Annotated in this window: 15 protein-coding genes; 11 read left to right on the top strand and 4 right to left on the bottom strand. The window is 45.7% G+C overall.

Translation table 11 applies throughout. From position 1 onward, the window contains the following. Positions 1-406: 406 nt before the first annotated feature. Together BUB19_RS23325 and BUB19_RS23340 are read right to left on the bottom strand one after the other, a co-directional pair. Positions 407-2104, bottom strand: a complete 1698-nt coding sequence (locus BUB19_RS23325) for an ATP-dependent nuclease (RefSeq protein WP_073098263.1) — start codon at positions 2102-2104, stop codon at positions 407-409. A 1052-nt stretch (positions 2105-3156) separates the two neighbouring features. After that, positions 3157-3639: a hypothetical protein gene (locus tag BUB19_RS23340; RefSeq protein ID WP_073098269.1), complete on the bottom strand. Its 483-nt coding sequence runs from the start codon at positions 3637-3639 to the stop codon at positions 3157-3159. 360 nt (positions 3640-3999) lie between these two features. Here BUB19_RS23340 and BUB19_RS23345 point away from each other — a divergent pair, with 360 nt between their 5' ends. From BUB19_RS23345 to BUB19_RS23385, 8 genes are all read left to right on the top strand, one after another. Then, entirely contained in the window at positions 4000-4806 is an 807-nt protein-coding gene (locus tag BUB19_RS23345; RefSeq protein ID WP_073098271.1) for a metallophosphoesterase, read from the top strand. Positions 4807-5096: 290 nt separating this feature from the next. Next, positions 5097-5903, top strand: a complete 807-nt coding sequence (locus BUB19_RS23355) for a helix-turn-helix domain-containing protein (RefSeq protein WP_073098275.1) — start codon at positions 5097-5099, stop codon at positions 5901-5903. A 125-nt stretch (positions 5904-6028) separates the two neighbouring features. Continuing rightward, positions 6029-6688 carry a hypothetical protein gene (locus BUB19_RS23360; RefSeq protein ID WP_073098277.1) on the top strand — a complete coding sequence of 220 codons (660 nt, stop codon included), beginning with the start codon at positions 6029-6031 and terminating at the stop codon, positions 6686-6688. Between the two features lie 123 nt (positions 6689-6811). After that, positions 6812-7000, top strand: coding sequence for a hypothetical protein (locus BUB19_RS24055; RefSeq protein ID WP_143156151.1), 189 nt, complete (start codon positions 6812-6814; stop codon positions 6998-7000). Positions 7001-7038: 38 nt separating this feature from the next. Then, on the top strand, positions 7039-7290 hold the full coding sequence (locus tag BUB19_RS24060; protein WP_143156152.1) for a hypothetical protein: 252 nt from the start codon (positions 7039-7041) through the stop codon (positions 7288-7290). Between the two features lie 567 nt (positions 7291-7857). Then, complete coding sequence (locus BUB19_RS23375; RefSeq protein WP_073098281.1) at positions 7858-8961, top strand: acyltransferase family protein; 1104 nt, start codon at positions 7858-7860, stop codon at positions 8959-8961. 24 nt (positions 8962-8985) lie between these two features. Then, positions 8986-10248: an alginate lyase family protein gene (locus tag BUB19_RS23380; RefSeq protein ID WP_073098283.1), complete on the top strand. Its 1263-nt coding sequence runs from the start codon at positions 8986-8988 to the stop codon at positions 10246-10248. Positions 10249-10355: 107 nt separating this feature from the next. Next, positions 10356-11396 carry a DUF3667 domain-containing protein gene (locus BUB19_RS23385; protein ID WP_073098285.1) on the top strand — a complete coding sequence of 347 codons (1041 nt, stop codon included), beginning with the start codon at positions 10356-10358 and terminating at the stop codon, positions 11394-11396. Between the two features lie 637 nt (positions 11397-12033). On the opposite strand, the gene BUB19_RS23390 is transcribed toward BUB19_RS23385, so the two are convergent. Next, a complete protein-coding gene (locus tag BUB19_RS23390; RefSeq protein ID WP_073098287.1) occupies positions 12034-13077 on the bottom strand; it encodes an alginate lyase family protein in 1044 nt (347 codons plus the stop codon). Between the two features lie 106 nt (positions 13078-13183). Beyond that, a complete protein-coding gene (locus tag BUB19_RS23395) occupies positions 13184-14059 on the bottom strand; it encodes an AraC family transcriptional regulator (protein WP_073098308.1) in 876 nt (291 codons plus the stop codon). 267 nt (positions 14060-14326) lie between these two features. Here BUB19_RS23395 and BUB19_RS23400 point away from each other — a divergent pair, with 267 nt between their 5' ends. Genes BUB19_RS23400 through BUB19_RS23410 form a run of 3 tightly spaced genes read left to right on the top strand, consistent with a single transcriptional unit; the run spans position 14327 to position 19863 of the window. Further along, positions 14327-17827 (top strand): PVC-type heme-binding CxxCH protein, encoded by a 3501-nt coding sequence (locus BUB19_RS23400; RefSeq protein ID WP_073098289.1) that lies wholly within the window; start codon positions 14327-14329, stop codon positions 17825-17827. 23 nt (positions 17828-17850) lie between these two features. Beyond that, positions 17851-18711: a sugar phosphate isomerase/epimerase family protein gene (locus BUB19_RS23405; protein WP_073098291.1), complete on the top strand. Its 861-nt coding sequence runs from the start codon at positions 17851-17853 to the stop codon at positions 18709-18711. A gap of 36 nt (positions 18712-18747) precedes the next feature. Next, the gene (locus BUB19_RS23410; RefSeq protein WP_073098293.1) at positions 18748-19863 is read left to right on the top strand and encodes a Gfo/Idh/MocA family protein; all 1116 of its coding nucleotides are present in this window, start codon (positions 18748-18750) and stop codon (positions 19861-19863) included. Positions 19864-19901: the final 38 nt, after the last annotated feature.

The following is a 19901-nucleotide window of genomic DNA, read 5'->3' on the forward strand; positions in this document are numbered from 1 at the left end:
ATTGTGGAGTTGTTCAGCCGGGAAAGTGTGGAAAAAATACTGGAAATCCTGGTCAACAAGATAGCCCGAAAGCAGGTAGCGGTAAAGAAGGGAAGGAAATTTTCTAGAAAGGGTCTGGGAAAATCGGCAAGGACCAACCAATACTATAAATAGCAAAAAAGGGAAGGAAAGAGAAGAAAATACAACATATCGCACCAAAAATTGACACCTGCTTCAGGAGTAAGGAAGCCTATGCCCGAAACCTGATAAAAAGCTCGCCAAGATACCGAAACCGGCAGGGAAAAATCAAAATTATTCCATTTTGAAACCAAAATAACAAACCAAAAAGCTTAACTTAATAGCATTGGTGTGAGGGGTGCTCCGCAGGCTTACGGCCTGCGGCCATCCACTCGATTGGCACACGTTTTTATTTAAATACGGTATTCATTTTCTTTATTATCGGATAAAAATCATTGAATATTTCGATATTCCCGTTACTCTCTTCAACTTTAAACGCTTCTAGTACCTTTGTTTTTATTTGAGACCTAGCTGATTTACCGTCCTCTGAATTTTCCAACGATTGTTGGACAAGTTCTACATTGTCAGCATACACTTTAGATAGAAGTATTTGAGGAACCAATCCTTCAATACATTTTTTTCCTGTTTGATTTTTCCCAATTATAATAAATTCTTTGTTTTCTGTAAGACCGAGGGATTGAAAGGTTTTCTTGGTTTCTGAGTATTTGTCCAAATCTACAGTCACTATAAACCTTTTAAAACGTTCTTTTATGAAACGTAATAATATGTTATTTTTAATATTCCCTGCTCCACCATAAGGAAATATTTCTCCATCAAATTGAAGTCTATTTTTACCGTGCTTTGCTTTTTTCAATAATTCGAAATACTCCTTATCTGATGTTCCCTCAACTAAAATGATATCACTTTTCCCGCTAAATATTGTTGATTTCAAAGGTCCAAAATCCTCACCGCTAATTCCCAATGATAGGGCAAAAGGTTCATACCATTTATCGCCCTCAGTATCAATAAGCTTGGAGCCTTTTTCTTTTTTGCTTAAGTCCCTTTCTAAAAGCAAATTTGCTTTTGGTTCTTTATGGCTTAGAAGGTAAGGGCTATGAGTTGCTACCAAAATTTGAATTTTAAATTCAGTAGCTATGTCTTGAAGAATTCTTCCAAATTCTGCCTGTGCAGAGGGATGTAAAAAACTTTCAGGCTCCTCAATTATTACTATTGGTGTTAAACGCTTATTTAGGTTTGAAGATTCTTGAATTCTTTTGGCATTCATTAGGTTAAGCAGGATAAGAGTTCTGTTTTTTGTTCCTGAACCCCAATCTTCTAATGATACTTCAATGCCTTTCTCCTTCAGTGATATTTCAATACTCTCTCTGTCAATATTTAAACTTGGTATTCCTAAAGAAACATCATATTTTTCAGTCAGACGACCGAGTAATGAGCCGAATTCGGTTTGATGCTTTTTCAATGACTTTTTTACTGCACTCTCTAATACTTGTTTCTTTTTAGTTATTAGTTCTAAATCATCATTGTTTAAATAAGAAGAAAGTGAATCTCGTCTTCTTTGAGCGAAAAAGAAAGGTTCATTTTCTGTCGAGTTGTGAAATAATACGCTTTCAGAGCTTCTAATTCGGTTTAAAAGTTCATCTCTTTTATATTCATCTTCAATTTTGTGTTCACCAAAAAACACATCAATATTAGTGTTGTTTTTCTCTGGTTCATTAGTTGCTTTGATTATAAGCAGTTCTTTCTCAACGTCAGTTGTTTCATCTTCTTTGAATATTAACTCCCTGATAAATTTGTAAAGACCCGCATCATTATCTTTATCAAGCTCTATAATAATTTCGATAAAAATGGATTCTTTATTTTTCTCTTTATTCTTCCAATACGGGTAGTCAGAACCATAATTAATAGGACCTGATGGCGTTTGTGTAAAAAATCGATAATTATATGTCAAAAATGATAATACAGCCCTAATTATATTCGATTTTCCTGAATTGTTTTTACCCGATAATGCGTTGTAGTATGGGTTAAATTCAATTACAATATCCTCAAGGCTTCTGTAATTTTTTGCTGAAATTTTCTTAATTATCATATTTTCTTAAATGTGTGCGAAATCAAATATATCCCTGACCGAATCAGGGTTATCCAACAGCGATCTGGGGAATATCCCTGATAAATCAATCCTTTCATTGAGGGTTTAATAATACTAAATATTTCTTTAATGAGCATCAAAATGAGTTTTTTATCCGGTTGCTTCATTGATACACCTGCAGCCACAGTATGTACCATACATCCAGGATAGGACTCAAAAAATGCGCTATCACTCTCCTTTGGGTCTGTAGCACAATCTTCTTCCCTATTTTTCGGTAAAACAACAACAATTTGCTGGTACAGCCTGATCGGCAGATTGCAGGAATTCATCAACTACCGCCCGAATCCTGACTACAGGTAAGGATTTACAGCTTATTTTCTTTGGAAGTTGGGGATTCGCCTAACATAAAGGTACTCCCAAAGCCCCCAAAGGCTGCTCCTGACCGCAACAGAGTACTTAATAAATGGACGCCCGGACTAAAAACTGACAAGCGTTCACCAAAAACTGACAGGCTTGAATATAAAAAATTCAACGTTTCGGTTCCGAAGTCGGCTTTTGAAGCTCAAAACCGAAGATTTTTACTTAAAACTGACAACACTTTGATTCCAAAACCAAATGGCTGACATTTTTACCGGAAATTTTCGGTTTTATTGTAAACAGGGGGACTTCAGAACCCGAATCATGCAGTTCAGAACCTCGCCTGTCAGTTTTTTATATGCAAGGTTTCGATTTTGAGGTGAATCGTCGCAGGTTTTTGGCAGCTTGTTGCAGCTTTTTTATCCAACGTTTCACTTCAAAGGTGCACCGCTGAATAAAATAAATGAGCGGTTGAAGGTTGGAATCGAACCGTTGAATTTCTGAATTGAAGCAGTGGGTTTCTGAACCGGGACATTGATGTTCATTACCGCTGTTAGGGGCTTATGAAGTCGGTCAGGGTACCAAAAAGATTCTCGTAATATTCAAAAAGCTTCCAAACGTAAAGGGTGCAGCCTGGAAAGATCCATCTGCACCCTTCAATTTGTTTCAGGTGACATAAGCAACTTTTCTTTTTTTTACATTTCCGTTCCGTTATTCGATGGGCTTGCTGATCTGGAAAACCGCTGCCTCAGGTCCTCATAAATTACCTTGGCATCGGCTACATTTATTCTGGCCCCGTACTTGACAGAATTGTAATAGCTAAGGGCACCCACATAGGCTTCCGAACCTGCCATCATTACCGAGTCATTGAGGTTACTTTCCAGTTGCTGCAGGTCCCTAAGCACGGGCATCAGATTTTTGACTGTCATCCAGTCTTTTTCCATTTCCTGCAATTGAACATAAGGTGGTAAAAACTGGCCGTCTGCCTGTGCATACTCCATGGCTTTTTCTACAAAAGGAATGGTGCCATCGCTCATTTTGGGAACCGTCTGCCGCTGGGCGGGCGTCAGGGCGATCAGGTAAGGACCCAGTGTAGTTTTAAGTGTGTTTAAGGCTTCCCTGATGGACGTTAACTCCGCCTCAGGAATCTGAATGGAAATTGAGTTGTTGGTACTCATAACATATAAAGTTAAAGTTAAACAAAATTATACGTATGAAAATAACTTTTTTGAGTTTAAAATACAAATATTTGCAGTTGAAATTTATTAAAAAGTTAATTTCAGTAAAGGCTCGGTAGTTTTGGGAGGTGGGACCAATGTCTATTCAATTGCCAAAGGCCATTACAGTATAAAATCTGTAAATTTACACCGGTGTAAAAGAGAAGCCAGGCATCAATCCAATCCGGATCTTTTGATGCAGCATCCTATAAAATAGCATTAAGGTTTGGTAAGGCAGCGTTCTAAATGAACCAGATAATTTGAAGGATGGTAAAACTGATTTGAAAAAACATTCCTATTTTAACCCTAAAAATATAGCAAATGATTTTGAAATACCGCATTACCCTAATGGTCCTCCTTTTTTACTCCCTAGGCCTAAGGGCCCAAAGCACTTTCTCCTTTGTACAAATGTGCGATACGCAGCTGGGCATGGGAGGCTATGCGCATGATGTGAAAACCTTCCGGCAGGCGGTAAAACAGATCAATGCGCTGGATGCTGATTTTGTGGTTATTTGCGGAGACCTGGTGCATAATGCCAGCGACAGCAGCTATGCGGATTTCAAAAGTATCCGGGAGGGCTTTACCCTTCCCTCCTACCTGGTGTCCGGTAACCATGATGTGGGCAATGTCCCCAATGATACCAGCCTCCAATACTACCGCAAAACCATCGGAAAGGATTATTACCGGTTCAGGCATAAAAAACATGCCTTTGTCGTGACCAACACCCAGTTGTGGAAAGTCCGGGTGGGAAACGAATCGGAAAAACACGACCAATGGTTGAAAAAGACCATCAAAAGACAAAAAAATGACCGGTATCCCACCTTTGTGTTGGGGCATTATCCCCTGTATACCGAAGATCCGGAGGAAGCCGACCACTACTACAATTTGCCGGACACCACCCGGAAGCAGTTGCTGGAATTGTTTGTGGAAAACAATGTGGCGGCCTACCTGTCCGGCCATACGCACAAGCTGACGGTCAACCAATACCGGCAGCTACAACTGGTAAGCGGAGAAACCACCAGCAAGAATTTTGACGAGAGGCCCATGGGCTTCAGGCTTTGGCAGGTTTCGGCAGATACCGTCAGACATCAATTCGTTCCCCTGGAAATGCAGGCCATATCCCCTTGATGTTTTTTAAGGCCTGGCAAAATAGCCGCTCATCTATTGTCTACATTTTACCTGTTATCCGGAACTCAGGGCTGGCATCTGATTGGGTTAAATTTTATGCAAGAAAGGGTTCAAAAGAAAGGGTATACGCTCAAAAGATTGCTACTCCCTGGTACTCCAAATGGAAGGTAAATATCATTTTGGTGGCCAGCCTTAAAGTTGATTAGAATGATAAATTTACTATATTTATTGTGTCTGGTAAATACAAAAACCGGTAGACAACAACCTATCCCACATCAGCCCCATAGCGAATGGTACACAAGGCCTACATACCATCCAAATTAGTCGGAATCGTTGACCTGATTTGGGAGCAGGAGATGGAGAAGCCCGGAACTTTTACCATTTTACCCTCAGGAAAAGTGGAGATCATCTTTCCGTTTTACCCGGTGAAGCAGCTGCAGGCTGTAAAAATATCAGCCAGAGATAATCCGGTAAACAACTATTCCTGCTTCCTTTCCGGTTTGCACACCAGGCCTTTAAAGATGGAGTTTGACCGGTTTCATGCTTTGGGAATTCAAATGAAACCTGTATCGGTCAAAGCTCTTTTTGGAATACCCCTATCCAAAATCAGAAATTATTTTGTAGAAGGCAGTTTGATAATTGATGACTTCGCTTTCATACAAGAGCAGCTCTTCTCTGGTAAAACCTTTTTGGAAAGGGCCAAATGCCTGGAAGATTTTCTGCTCTCAATCATACAGGAAACCTCGGAATTGCATGAGGCCCTTCATCTGGACCGTTGCATCAGAAAATTAATCCACCAAAACCAATTCGGTGCCGGCAGGTCAGTACAAAATATGATGGGATATTCCCGCACCCATACTTTCCGCTTGTTCAATGATTGGTTTGGTACATCTGCTCATTCTTACCAGAATCTGATACAATTTGTGCGGGCTACAGCAGCCCTGCACCAGCCAGGCCTCAAGCTTACAGCAGCAGGTTTGTATGGTGGATATTACGATCAATCTCATTTTATTCGCAAGTTTCAGGCCTATGCAGCGATGACTCCCGGAGCATATCGCAAGCAAATGAGTGGTCTCCCAGGCCTCCTTTTTGGCTGATTTTTATGAGTATTCACCCGATTTTGACTTTTGACCCTTCCTGATAACGCCGAACTGATGGAACATCTGTACAATTTTGCTGCAAAACAAAATGCCAAATTTGTTGAAAGCAAAAAAATCAAATCATGGAACCACAGCATCAGCAAATTAGAAAAAAGCAAGCTTTTGCAGGATATGTATCCATCGCAGGAGCCCTGTCCATGCTTATTGGAGCAGCATTCTGGGCTGCTTCAGGAACCGATTTATGGCAAGCCATTGCCGATAGTCAAATGGAAGATTATTTATCCAATTTGGATTCAGTCAGGCACCTACTGGTGATAAATACCTTTTTTTGGATATTGGGAGTAATTCTCCTGGCTACCGCTGGAACGCTTATGGCTGAATTTTGTGATTCCAGACCTGCGCTGGCCCAAATGGGAATGGTATTTATGAGAACGGCCTGCTCAATCGCCATCGTATCATTCATTGCCATGCTTGCCCTGGCTTTTCATCATCAATCCCTAGCAGCAGCCAGCTTGACAGGTTGGGTAGGAGCGAGACTGGATGATATCGCCACAATGATGCTGATTGGATATGGCCCACTATGCTTATCCATTTCAGGGGTACGCGAGTGGGTTCCCCGCTGGTTAAACACCTGGGGCCTATTGGCTGGATTGGCAGGGCTGATAGGCTTGATTGGATTGTTAACAGGTACGGTTATTTTGGGATTTATCATCATTCCCTTTGGTATTGGATGGATGATCGCAGCGGGCTTAGTTTTGATCAAAAGAAGTAAAATGCGATGAGAAAATCTTCATGAATAGAAATTTTAGAAAAAAAAACTAAACCCTTATTTATATTACCGGAAAACTATTTTGTTTTTTTTCAGTTGTTTCCTGCTCTTTTACAGCCCTTTAAACGAACACCTGATGAAAATTCCAAGTATTGTATTTTTAATTTTGGCATTTAATTGCCTCCCGCTAGCCGCACAGTGTCCAAAGAAAATCGTCAAGTGGGTATACCAGGTCAGCCTGGATTACCCGGGAGTAGACCTGAACCAGGCCAGTGCAGCAGAGATGAAGCGGACTACAACCTGCCCCAAAACTTCAGGGTACTGATCGAAGACCTGATCTTTGAAAACTCAAAAAGCTGGGCCATGAACAAGTTTATCCGCAACAGTGTCGCGGGCGTCAGCGTCACGGCCAGGGACAGCCAGAATCGCCCAAGTAACATGTCTGCCAGCTACCAGTTTGAGGGACTTTTTGGCAGGCAAAAATATTCCGTGAAAATATCCTTCCGGGATGGGGTTCCGGACTGCCTGTATTTTCAGGATTATCCGAATACCTGCAGAACAGTCGACAGAAGGATAGTAGCTGCTTTCAGGGAAGGCGAATATGTCGCCCGGTAAAGGAGGTAATCTGTTACTATCCCCCAAAAAATCCCCCTGTGTCCCCTTTTATAAGGGGGAATTCATCCTCGATTGATTTCATATGTGCGCTCTTACCTCCTGGTTTCAGTGGCTGGAGAAAAACTGTGGTATTTGCCAAAACCCCTAACCAGAATTCTTTGGTTCCTTTGTGCCTCCTTCCCGTTCTTCCTGACTATTTTTTTCGAATTGCTACCCTATTGTTATACCAAAAAATCCCCCTGTGTCCCCCTTAAAGGGGGAATTCATCCTCGATTGATTTCATGTGTACGCTCTTACCTGCTGGTTTCGGTGGCTGGAGGATAGCTGTGGTATTTGCCAAAACCCTTTGTGTCTCCTTCTTGTCCTCTGTGACCATTTTCTCCAATCGGTAATCCAGGTCATTCCAATACAATTTTAAAAAATGATGGGCCGGAAAGGCGTTTGTAAACAATTTCTCCTATTTTTACCCGAATAAAATATTGAAAAGCCCGGAGTTTTGACCGGCTCATTCGATAGCAGGAATCAAACACAACGATAATTTCCGCAAAAGCAGGCAAATACTAAAATATGATCGCAGCTTCACCTTCACCCAACCGAATCCTTTCCATCGATGTGCTAAGGGGATTTGATATGTTAATGATCATCTTTGCAGATCGCTTCTTCATGTCCCTTCACCGCGGCGCCGACTCAGCACTGACCGGATTTCTGGCCCATCAATTTGATCATCCGGACTGGTTTGGGTCCACATTTTACGACATCATCATGCCGCTTTTCCTCTTTGTAGTAGGAGCGGTAATTCCCTTTTCCCTGTCGCAGCGCATGCAGGAGCAGCATACCAAAGCACAACTCTACCGGAAATTGCTGCGGCGATTTGTTATCTTATTTATCCTGGGCTGGATCGTACAGGGAAACCTGCTGGCCCTGGATGCAGCGCAGTTTAAGGTCTTTAGCAATACCCTGCAAGCCATTGCTGTAGGCTATGTTTTTTCCTGCCTGGCCTTTATCCACCTGAGCAAAAACGGCCGGTACCTGCTGTTTGCTTTTTGCCTGATTGCCTATGCCCTGCTGCTCACGGTACCGAATATACCCGGAGTAGGCAGAAGTACGCTTTTGCCGGACCAGAATTTTGCCTTGTATGTAGACCGCCTGGTATTTGGTCCTTTTGACGACGGCTTGCAATACACCTGGTTGCTTTCCGGACTGGGGTTTACTGCCACCACATTATCCGGATTGTTTGCCGGGGAATGGATCAAATCAGACATGCCACGCCAGAAAGTAGCAGTCTATCTGGTAGTAGCAGGGTTGATTTCCCTGGGGATCGGGTTGATCTGGGGCATCTGGCACCCCATCGTCAAAAAAATATGGACCAGTTCCTTTGTATTGGCCTCCTCCGGTGTTTGCTACCTGCTCCTGGCTGCCTTCTATTGGATCATTGATGTAAAAGGCAAGACAGGTTGGATTTTCCCTCTCAAAGTGATTGGCATGAATGCCATCACGGCCTACGTGCTCTCCCATGTGATTGATTTTCCGGGCATAGCTGAAGATTTGCTTTTTGGTCTGCAGCAATACGGCGAGGCCTGGTATCCGGTATGGACCAGTATAGGCGGTTTTGTGATCCTGTATATCCTGCTCTGGTACATGTACAAGAAAAACACCTTCATCAAGGTATAGCCTGATCCTTAAAAAACGAATCCAATGGACTTTATGCATCACAGGCCCATCACATGCCTTTGGTTTACCCAAATTACCATTTTACTGTTGTTTGGAAACCTTTCTCAAAGTGCCCTGGCTCAAGCGGAAAACAGGGGACCCATTGGGGTGCTGGTATCTCCTGCAGAACTGGCCGTAATCAAAGACAAATCCAGGGAAGGAATAGCGCCCTACCAACAGAATTTAGAGGAGTTCCTGCATTTTATTGACAGCCTTATGGAGAGTTCCTCCGGGTGGCAGGAGCTATCCGGGGAGGTGATTGTCCACGACCGCAGTTCCAGTGATCCCATACAGCTAAGTTCCACCGGAGGAAAACTGGCCTATGGCACCGCGCTGGCCTGGCACCTGACCGGAGAAGAAAAATATGCGGAAAAATCCAGGTCGCTGATCCTGGACCTTACGGATACCTATGGCTACCGCAATGATGGCGAGGACAGCTTTCACTGGGGAGCTCAGGGCATATTGAATTTAGCGCGGGGAGGTACTCCCTACATGTATGCAGCAGACCTGCTGGAATCCTGGTCGGGATGGTCTCAAAAAGACAAGTTACAATACCAGATCTGGTTAAGGGACATCATGTATCCCAAAGTGGCCTGGGCAAGCCGCAGGCGAAAAAACAATTGGGGGGTGGCTGGTTCCTTTTCATCAGCGCTTATCGCCTGGTACCTGAGAGATCATCCCGATTGGGAACTGAAAGAAATCAGCCCCAGGGAACAAATACTCAGCCCCGAAGCAGCTTTTGAATCCCATAACCAATACCAGATCGGCCGTATGCTCACCAGCGATGAATGGAAAATGGACGGAAAAGTGGAGCTATGGGGAATTTTACCCAACGGTGCCATTCCGGAGGAAATCAGGCGCGGCGATGACCCCATCGATGGAGACTACCTGCCCACAGCCGGTAGCGGTACACATTATACCATGACCTTTATAGAGCACCTTACTGCCCATGCGGAGTTTCTCCGAAGACTCGGAGATACCAGCCTGTACGATCATATCTCCCGAGACGGGTCCGGATCCCTCCTGCAGGCCTATTTGTTTGTGGTCGAAAATCCCATCAAATCTCACTGCTTCACACCCAACAGGATCAATGCCCTGTATTTTGCATATGATTACTACCAGCACCCTGCCTTGTTGGCTGCTTTGCAGGAATGCGGGCCGGGAAATATCTCCGGACAGCGCCTGGCTCTCTTCGGCAGGCTTACCAGGCCGGTTGCGGAACGAGGCAATAAATACCCTACGCAGTGAGGGGCGTAGGCGGGCCGGGGTCAGGTAAAAGCAAATAAATTCCCTGTCTGAAATTGAAAACCGGCCGGACAAAAGTATTTTTGTCACCTGTACCTATCCCAATAGCAGTGAAAGCAGATCGGAAGCATGAGCATTGCCTGAATTGCGGCAACAGCTTGCCGGAAAGAGATAATTTTTGTCCGGAATGTGGACAGGAAAACAAGGACCAGAAGGTGCCTGTTGGTGTTTTCCTGGAAGAATTGCTCACCAGCCTCTTCAGCTTTGACGGCAGGTTTTTACGGACCCTTACGGCTTTCTTTTTCAAACCAGGTAAGCTGACCCGGGCCTTCAATGAGGGGCAGCGCAGGAAATATACCCATCCGATAAGGCTATATCTGGTATTCTCTCTGTTTTATTTTTTTATGATTGGCTTCCTTATCCCAAAAGACTTTTTCGACAGGCTGTTAAATGCCGGCCAGGCGACCATTTCGGCTGTACAGCAGCAACAATCCAAGGGTAAAGGTGAAACACTGGATCCCGAAACACAAGAGCGGGTGGAGGAAGCACTGAAAAAGGCCGATGCCATTTCTCCCGTAGACATTTCGCAACTACAGGCAGCAAACGACACGGAGCAGTCCTATACCTGGAAAACACTCCGCTTTCTATCCATAGATCCCGAGGTGAGTACGGAGAAATTCGGCCATGCACTGGACAGCAGTGCCTATGCCTTCGACATCGGGCTATCCCTGCAAAAAAAACGCGATCTGGTCGCCCATTCGAATTTATTCCTGATTCAGGTGGCCAAAAACCTGCCGCTGATGATGCTGGTGTTGCTGCCGGTTTTTGCTTTTTTTATCCATCTGCTGTTTGCCGGCCGGACGGTATATTTCATTGAAAACATCATCCTGGGCTTTCACCTCCATGCTTTTGCTTATGCGCTCTATGGGGCCGTCATTCTGCTGGCATTTTTTGGTGGAGTCAACAGCAGTTGGATCTTTCTGGCTGCATTTGTATTGGTGACAACGTATGCTTATCTGGCCCTCTTGCGCCTGTACAAACAACACTGGTTCAAGACCCTGATCAAATTCTGGGTGCTGGGAGGCATGTACCTGACGGTTTTGCTCATTGGGATGGCAGCAGAATTGTACCTTTCCCTGCTGCTGCTTTGATCTGGGCCGCCTACTGATCCGACAGAAACGGATGTTGCCTGCCAGGGGTATTTTTCATCTCTTCGGGAAGGGCAAACATATTTCGCCCCGTCAGGGCTGGGGTTCTCATTGTGGATGTTGACACAGGGCTTCACCCTGTGCTTTGGTATTTTGCCCCTTCAGGGCTTGGATATCGGATAATTTACTTTCTGAGTTTCCCGAAAAGCGGTTGGATATTCTATTTTGTAATGTAAGGGTTGATGGGAATTAACCTCATGGAATTATTACTACCTATCTGACCTGAGCCCTGAAGTGGCGCGATACCAAAGCGATGGGTGCAGCCCATCGGATAGAATTCATGCGATTTCTGAGCCCTGGAGGGGCGGAATATTTTTCACCGTTCAGGAATGACGAAAATATCTCGCTCCTTCAGAGCTTTAATTCCCATTAATGGGTACTGACTTGCCCAGGGCTGCACCCTGGGCTCTGAGGTTGCGCACTTTCAGTGCTTGAGTGGGAATAATTGGATCTGGTGGATGATGGTACAGTTGATTAACCCTTAACTACCACCGTTGAGTCCGGCAAAAAGATAAAATTACAAACAGCCAGCTAAAAAAACTGGTCAGTAACCCCTCCCTTAACCCTTAACAATTATTGTCTAATTCAATAATGCAGTTATTTGACACAAGGGCAAGCCACACTGATCCATGCGGTATTTATCATCAAAATAGCTTGCCAGTGCCATGGTTTCGTAGGCCTTTTGAGGATCATACGCCACTCCAGGTTGATATTTTTCCAATCCTGCGGCGGCCCTTTCCTGATCCAGCCTGACTTTTGAATTTTCCCATTGCCGGTAAATTTTCTCTCCTTTGGCATAAGGCAGCACAAAATCCAGAGAACGGGCCACAGAGGCCCCATCAGCCGTTTCCCGGTAGAAAAAATCCTTTCCACGACCTGTTTCCTGCTCTAAAGTAATTAAAAATTGGAGCAGGGGTTTTAACCCGCTCACATGGTAGCTTAGGGCATCCCTCTGCCTTATATCTGCACTGCTCCCGTCGGCAAAAAGGGCATTTTCCACATAATAAGCCGCTTTTTCCTCCGCCCAGGAAACAAGCTTGTCATCTTCCAGCAACAAACCTATGGTCCCCACCAGATTGATACGCTTGGTTTCCCAGTTATTCAAAGGAACCCGTTCATTCCCGATTTCAGCTCTTGCCATTTCTCTCAACCATTCTTCCATTGTGTGCTGCTGCCGGCTTTTCATATGCGGTTCCACAAAGGGGTAGGCATATACGATCGGAAGCAATTTATTCTCATTAATGGGGTTGCCGGTAGGTTGGAACATTTTTGCCCAGGCAAGGCTAAAATCCATCATCTTTTGCAGGCTATGGGCATCTCCAAAAAAGGCATGGTGCCAGTAAAAAAGGGCCAGCTTATCCATGTCTTCCAGATGGCGGACCGTTTCCATTCGGGAGGGGTTATTGTCCAGTAATCCTTCATAATGGATTTCAGAGAGCGGATCAGGTTCATCATCCCTGATATCCGCGACAGCTGCCTGCAATTCTTCCCGGGCGGCCACAGGTAATTCCCTGTAATCCAATGGTTTTAGTACTTCAGGGTGGAGCAGGGTCCCGAAATCAGGGTAGATGGCACCCACCTGAAGAAGGATCAAAGCTTTTAAAACTGTCGAAATCAGCATCATGGTTATCTGGTTTTGGTATACCCGAACCTAAATTTAATTCTTTTTCGCTGCTTAAATGTAAAAACCAGAAAAATGAGCTGGGGATGATGACGCTTAAGCTAAAGGTTTAATCAAAACGGTGAATAAAATCCTTTTTATAAGCCAGCGGTGTCATGTTCATTTTCTCCTTGAATTGCCGGTTGAAATTCGACAGGGTATTGAAGCCACTTTCATAGCTGACTTCGCTGATATTCAGGTTTTCCTTGTGCAACAGCTTACAGGCATGGCTGATCCTTACCTCGGATAAAAAATCAGAGAAGGATTTATTCATCCTGGAGCGAAAATATCGGGAAAAAGAACTGCTGCTCATATTGATCAGGTTGGCCACCTCATCCAGCTTGATAGGCCGTTGAAAATGATCCATCACAAAAGCATATACCTTGCTCATCCGGTCTTTTTCTGATTCCTTGTTGGCATTGATATATCCGGTCTGAACGATTGGGTTTACTTCAGTGGACCGGGCCATCAGCAGGAGAATGTTCAGCAGACCGATAACTTTTTCCAGGCCTTTCTGTTCCAAAAGCCTGCCTAGCAGGGGCCTGATCTGCAGATTGGTAGCTCCATGGATTTCCAGTCCAAGCGATGCTTTCCCCAGCAATCCCTGCAACTCCTCAAATTCTTCCTTTTCCAGCAAGTCCTGCCCGATGAAGTTTTCCGGAAAATATACTACTATTCCATGGGTCATCAAGCGACTGTCTTTGTCAAAATACTCCTGGTCATTTCGCCATAGGTGAGGCAAATTTGGGCCTGTAAAAACCAGGTCCTGCTCCCGAAAACGGCGCATATCATCTCCCACAAAACGGGTACCCTTACCCTTCAGGACCATAAATAACTGGTATTCCGGGTGGAAATGCCAGTTTTTGTCAAAATTGGGAGCGATCAGTTCCTTAACCACAAAGGCATTCTGTTCGGGGATACGTGATTTTTGAAAAGCCTTCTTCATTTTTGTACGATTTTTTCTCATTGGTCATTCCGGAAAGTCGGGAAAACTACGGGTTCTGAAAAAATGGATAATCACACCACTGCCAGACATTTCTATCTTGCCTGATGCTAGTGGCTAATTACTTTATGCGATAAATACATCCAAATCTACGTAAAAATGACAAAATACAGTCACTATTAGATAAAAAACAGTAAGAAATACACTTATTAATCGCCCAAATTAGTAGATTGAAAAAATAAGGCAATACGTACCCAAACGATAATAACAATGAAATACTTCGGGTTAATCACCGCGGCCCTGTTCCTGCTGATGGGATGTGGGGGCAACAGTTCAAAAATCGAACTCTCAGACGGACCACGACGGGCCGAGATCCTGTTCCTGGGTCATGAGAGTACCCACCACAATTCGGAAAAGCTGATGCCAGGATTGGCCAGGTACCTTTTCCAGCAGGGCATCAATCTAACCTATACGTCCGATCCAAACGACCTGAATGCTGAAAAACTCCGGCTTTATGATGGGCTGATGATCTATGCCAATCATGATGAAATCACAGCTGAACAGGAAAAAGCGCTAAAGGACTATGTAGAGGGTGGAAAAGCGCTTATTCCGATTCACAGTGCCTCTTTCTGTTTCCGCAATTCCGATTGGTTTGTAGAAACAGTCGGAGGGCAATTTTCCTCTCACGGGACGGGAGAATTTACAGCTAGCATCACTGATGCCAGCCATCCTGTGATGGCAGGTATTTCCGAATTTGAAACCTGGGACGAGACCTATGTGCACAGTCAGCTCAACGAAGACATGACGGTGCTCATGGAACGTGTAGATGGCGACCACAGGGAACCATACACCTGGGTAAGGGAACAGGGAAAAGGAAGGATCTTTTACACCGCGTATGGCCATGATGAAAGAACCTGGAACCAGCCTGAATTCCAGGAACTGGTGGCCAATGGGGTATTGTGGGCCATAGGTGATAAAGTGGCGCAGCAGGTAGCCGATTATGAAATCCCGCAAACGGTGTTTGAAGATGCAGAGATCCCCAACTACGAAAACCGCGATCCTGCTCCAAGGTACCAGCTGCCCCTCTCTCCGGAGGAATCCATGAAGCTGGTGCAGGTGCCCGTAGGCTTCGAATTGCAGCTTTTTGCTTCCGAACCGGATATCATCAATCCCATGGCCATGTGCTGGGACGACAAAGGGCGCTTGTATGTCATAGAGACCACCGACTATCCCAATGAGGTACGAAAAGAAGGTGGCAATGACAAGATCAAAATCCTGGAAGACACTGACGGCGATGGAAAAGCCGATAAAATCACTGTTTTCGCCGAAGGCCTGAATATCCCAACCAGTATGGTATATACCAATGGCGGCATTCTGATTTCCATGGCTCCGGATTTTGTGTTTTTGAAAGACACAGACGGAGACGATAAGGCAGACCAGCGGAAAACCCTCATCACCGGCTGGGGCAAAAGCGACACCCATGCAGGCCCTTCTAACCTGCGCTATGGATTTGACAATAAGATATGGGGCGTGCTGGGCTACTCGGGCTTCCGGGGAGAAATAGACAACAAACCTTTCTCCTTCGGGCAGGGCGTTTACCGTTTCGATCCGGATGGGACAGATTTTGAATTTCTGGGCAATACCAGCAACAATACCTGGGGCCTTGGCTTCACGGAAGAAAATAACGTATTTATTTCCACAGCCAACGGGCAACACAGTGCCTACCTGGCCATGCCTGGAAAATATGTCAGGCGACCCGTCCAGGGCGGATCGGTAAATGCTGTACATGGTATCGATTCCCATTACGACATGCCACACCTCACTCCCTTTTTGCGACAGGTAGATTGGCATGGTGGGTACACGGCAGCAGCAGGACATCATTTTTACACCGCCAGAAACTTTCCCAAATCCTACTGGAACAAGGTAGCCTTTGTGGCCGAACCTACCGGCAGGGTATTGCACAATGCCATCATTGAGAAATACGGGTCCGGATTTGTTGAGAAGAATGGCTTTAACATTCTCGCCAGCTCAGACGAATGGTTCTCTCCGGTCCATGCAGAGGTAGGGCCTGACGGGGCGCTATGGATTGCCGACTGGTACAATTTTATCATACAGCACAATCCTACGCCAAAAGGTTTTGAAAACGGGGAGGGCAATGCCTACATCAATCCATTGCGCGACAGTAAGCATGGAAGGATCTACAGAATGGTGTATAAGGGATCCACGGATTACCAAACCATGGACATCGACCCTTCCAGCAATAATGACTTGATCAGCGGATTGAAAAGCGACAACATGTTTTGGCGAATGACCGCTCAACGGCTCATCGTAGAAAATCAGAATACCAGCATTGCCAATGAATTGATGAAATTGGTTGACAATCAGTCGGTCGACGAAATCGGCCTGAATAGTCCTGCAGTCCATGCCCTTTGGGCCCTGCATGGCATTGGTGTTCTGGACGGTAGCAATGAAGCTGCGCTGCAGGTGGTGACCGGCGCCCTGGATCATCCGGCTGCAGGTGTGCGGAAAAATGCCTTGATGGTATTGCCCCGCACCCAGCAGGTATTGCAGGCCATACTGGATGCCAACCTGCTAGCAGATCCTGATCTGAATACCAGAAAGGCGGCATTTCTGGCATTGGCAGACATGCCTTCTTCTGACGCTGCCTCCAAATTGATTTTGGAAGCAAGTAATGACGAAAACAATAGTAACGACAATTACCTTCCCCAGGCGATTTTTGCGGCAGTACTGAGCCATCCACAATCGTTTGATCAGCTATCGGGAAGCATTCTAGACGTAAATAAGCCAGATTCACTGATGACGCTGAGAGAGAAAGTAACCAAAAGCCTGGTAGAGGAGCAGTACAGTCTGGACAGGCGTGCAGGTATCCCCTACCCGCCGGAAATCAGCGGTAAAGAAGTTCACATTCAGGCCACCATCAGCAAGGGCGATGAACCACTGGATGGAGTGATTCTTGCCCAGGGCAATGCCCAAAATGGCTACAGCCTGTACGTACAAAATAACCGGATTCACTGGCTGGTCAAACAGGAAGGAAAAGCTTATTCGGCTACATCCAGAGGCAGCCTGCCAGACCAGCAGTTTGTACTGAAAGCCAGTCTGGTGAAAAGCGGAGACATGAGCATCAGTATTGATGACAGACAAGTAGGGTCTGCAATGGCTCCGGGATTGTTTTCCACTACCCTGGATCCGGACAGGGTGAGAATAGGCCATGACAATATGGGTTCCGACCAGGTAGGTACCTATCCAGATAGGTTTTACTTCAGGGGAAGAATGAACAGCCGTAGTTCACACCTCAACCTGAAAGTGCCGGCCGCCGCTGACACTGACGAAAATACTGCAGGGGTCGACCAGGTAGCCTCGGCTGGATCGGCTGGATCGGTGACCATCAAGATGGGTGTAATCCAGCATGAAATGAAATTTGATAAACCTACATTTACGGTGAAAGCGGGACAACAGGTGACCATAGACTTTGTCAATGACGATTTTATGCAGCACAATCTGCTGATCGGCAAATCGGGCAGTCTGGAAACCATAGGCAAAGCCGCAGATGAACTGGCCAGGGACCCCAAGGGCATGGAAATGAACTTTGTGCCCAAAATCCCTGAGGTGCTGGCATCAACACCTCTGGTAAACCCGGAAACCAGCGAGAGTCTGGTATTTACTGCTCCTTCCGAACCGGGTGAATACCCCTACCTGTGTACCGTGCCCGGGCATTGGAGGATCATGAATGGCATCATGATAGTAGAATAGTTTTTTTAACCAAACCCAAACCTATGTCTTTAGATATAAAATTAGGGGTTACGACCTGGCTGTGGACATCTCCGTTCGACTCCCAGTCAGTATCCCTTTTCCCGAAAATCAGCAAGATGGGCTACGATGCTGTAGAAATACCGGTAGAAGACCCCTCCCTGATAGATACCAGGAAAGTCAAACAGGCCCTGGCAGACAATGGACTTTCGCCCATCATCTGCGGTGCTTTCGGTCCCGGAAGAGACCTTACCCATGAAGATCCCTCCTTCCATCAGACAAGCTTTGACTATATCCGGCAATGCCTGGACATCAGTGCAGAGCTGGGAGCATCCTTCGTGGCCGGTCCCATGTATTCGGCCGTAGGAAAAGCCAGGTTGGTATCGCCGGAGCAGAAAAAGGTGGAATGGGACCGGGCGGTCACCAACCTCTATGAAGTATGCCAAATGGCTGAAGCCGCAGGCCAGGAAATTGCGCTGGAGGCCTTGAACCGCTTTGAAACCGACCTGATCAACACCACTGCCGATCTGATGCAGCTCATTGCCGACATCAACCATCCTGCAGCCAAAGTATTGCTGGATGGTTTTCACATGAACATAGAAGAGCCTGATATTGAAAAAGCCATTGAGCAGGCTGGAGAGAAGCTGATCCATGTGCAGGTATCCGAGAATTACCGGGGCACTCCTGGTACCGGGCAGACCCGCTGGGACGCTTACAAGCGGGGGCTGGAAAAGGTAAATTATACCGGTACGGTCACCATCGAGAGTTTCACGCCGGAGATCAAAGAGCTGGCGGGAGCAGTATGTATCTGGCGTCCTCTGGCCGAAAGCCAGGATGCCTTTGCTGCCGATGGTTACAAATTTCTCAAGTCCTGGGCAGCTTCCTGAATCGAATCCATTACATAACCATAAATTTATTTTGACATGAGCGATAAGAAACTAAACGTGGCCATCATAGGCCTGGGCTTTGGTGCTGAATTTATACCCATCTACCAAAAACATCCACTGGCCAATATGTATGCGATATGCCAGAGAAATGAAGAAAAGCTGAACGAAATCGGAGATGCTTTTGGCATAGAAAAACGGTACAGCGATTATGATGAATTGTTAAAGGACCCGGATATTGATGCCGTACATATCAATACTCCCATTCAGGCACATGCCGAGCAATCCCTGAAAGCCCTGAGGGCAGGGAAACACGTGGCTTGTACCGTACCTATGGCTACTACAGTAGCCGAATGCCGGCAGATTGTGGAAGAAACCGAAAAGTCCGGACTCACTTACATGATGATGGAAACCGTCATTTACAGCCGGGAATTTCTTTTTGTCAAAGAGATGTATGAAAAAGGTGAAATGGGCAAGCTTCAGTTTCTTCGTGCAAGCCACCAGCAGGAGATGGCCGGCTGGCCCGGATACTGGGAAGGCCTACCTCCCATGCATTATGCCACGCACTGCGTAGGGCCTGTACTCGCTCTGCCCAAGGGTCAGGCAGAATATGTTTCCTGTTTCGGCTCCGGAAGGATAGACGAAAACCTGATAGAAAAATACGGGTCCCCCTTTGCCATTGAGACCTGCCATATCAAGCTAAAGGACTCAGATCTATCGGCAGAGGTAACCCGCTCCCTTTTCAATACTGCCAGGCAATACCGGGAGAGTTTTGATGCCTATGGCTCAGAAAAATCATTTGAATGGACGCTGATCGAACATGAAGACAGCGTGATACATACCGGTGAGCAACCCGAAAGGGTTAAAATTCCCGATTACGGCCACCTGTTGCCTGAGGAAATCGCCGGATTTACCCAGCAAGGCGTCTATGATTCTGATGAAAACCAGCACCTTTCCTTTATTCAGGGAGCAGGGCACGGGGGATCTCATCCACACCTGGTACATGAGTTTCTTACCGCATTAAATGAGAGCAGGGCACCCTATCCCGATGCCCGTCAATCTGCCAATATTACCTGTGTAGGCATCCTGGCCCATGAGTCGGCCATGAAGGGTGGCGAAATCATAAAATTGCCTGAATTTACTTTGAAAAGCTAAAGTGTAAAACCATCAAAAGGGGCCTGTGTATAGGATAC

It is taken from the genome of Cyclobacterium lianum, from assembly GCF_900143075.1.
In the GTDB taxonomy this organism is placed as follows: Bacteria; Bacteroidota; Bacteroidia; order Cytophagales; family Cyclobacteriaceae; genus Cyclobacterium; species Cyclobacterium lianum.

Excerpts from the sequence above, each read along its gene's own strand:
- BUB19_RS23325 (WP_073098263.1), bottom strand. The coding sequence starts at position 2,104 with ATGATAATTAAGAAAATTTCAGCAAAAAATTACAGAAGCCTTGAGGAT.
- BUB19_RS23340 (WP_073098269.1), bottom strand. The coding sequence starts at position 3,639 with ATGAGTACCAACAACTCAATTTCCATTCAGATTCCTGAGGCGGAGTTA.
- BUB19_RS23345 (WP_073098271.1), top strand. The coding sequence starts at position 4,000 with ATGATTTTGAAATACCGCATTACCCTAATGGTCCTCCTTTTTTACTCC.
- BUB19_RS23355 (WP_073098275.1), top strand. The coding sequence starts at position 5,097 with ATGGTACACAAGGCCTACATACCATCCAAATTAGTCGGAATCGTTGAC.
- BUB19_RS23360 (WP_073098277.1), top strand. The coding sequence starts at position 6,029 with ATGGAACCACAGCATCAGCAAATTAGAAAAAAGCAAGCTTTTGCAGGA.
- BUB19_RS24055 (WP_143156151.1), top strand. The coding sequence starts at position 6,812 with ATGAAAATTCCAAGTATTGTATTTTTAATTTTGGCATTTAATTGCCTC.
- BUB19_RS24060 (WP_143156152.1), top strand. The coding sequence starts at position 7,039 with ATGAACAAGTTTATCCGCAACAGTGTCGCGGGCGTCAGCGTCACGGCC.
- BUB19_RS23375 (WP_073098281.1), top strand. The coding sequence starts at position 7,858 with ATGATCGCAGCTTCACCTTCACCCAACCGAATCCTTTCCATCGATGTG.
- BUB19_RS23380 (WP_073098283.1), top strand. The coding sequence starts at position 8,986 with ATGGACTTTATGCATCACAGGCCCATCACATGCCTTTGGTTTACCCAA.
- BUB19_RS23390 (WP_073098287.1), bottom strand. The coding sequence starts at position 13,077 with ATGATGCTGATTTCGACAGTTTTAAAAGCTTTGATCCTTCTTCAGGTG.
- BUB19_RS23395 (WP_073098308.1), bottom strand. The coding sequence starts at position 14,059 with ATGAAGAAGGCTTTTCAAAAATCACGTATCCCCGAACAGAATGCCTTT.
- BUB19_RS23400 (WP_073098289.1), top strand. The coding sequence starts at position 14,327 with ATGAAATACTTCGGGTTAATCACCGCGGCCCTGTTCCTGCTGATGGGA.
- BUB19_RS23405 (WP_073098291.1), top strand. The coding sequence starts at position 17,851 with ATGTCTTTAGATATAAAATTAGGGGTTACGACCTGGCTGTGGACATCT.
- BUB19_RS23410 (WP_073098293.1), top strand. The coding sequence starts at position 18,748 with ATGAGCGATAAGAAACTAAACGTGGCCATCATAGGCCTGGGCTTTGGT.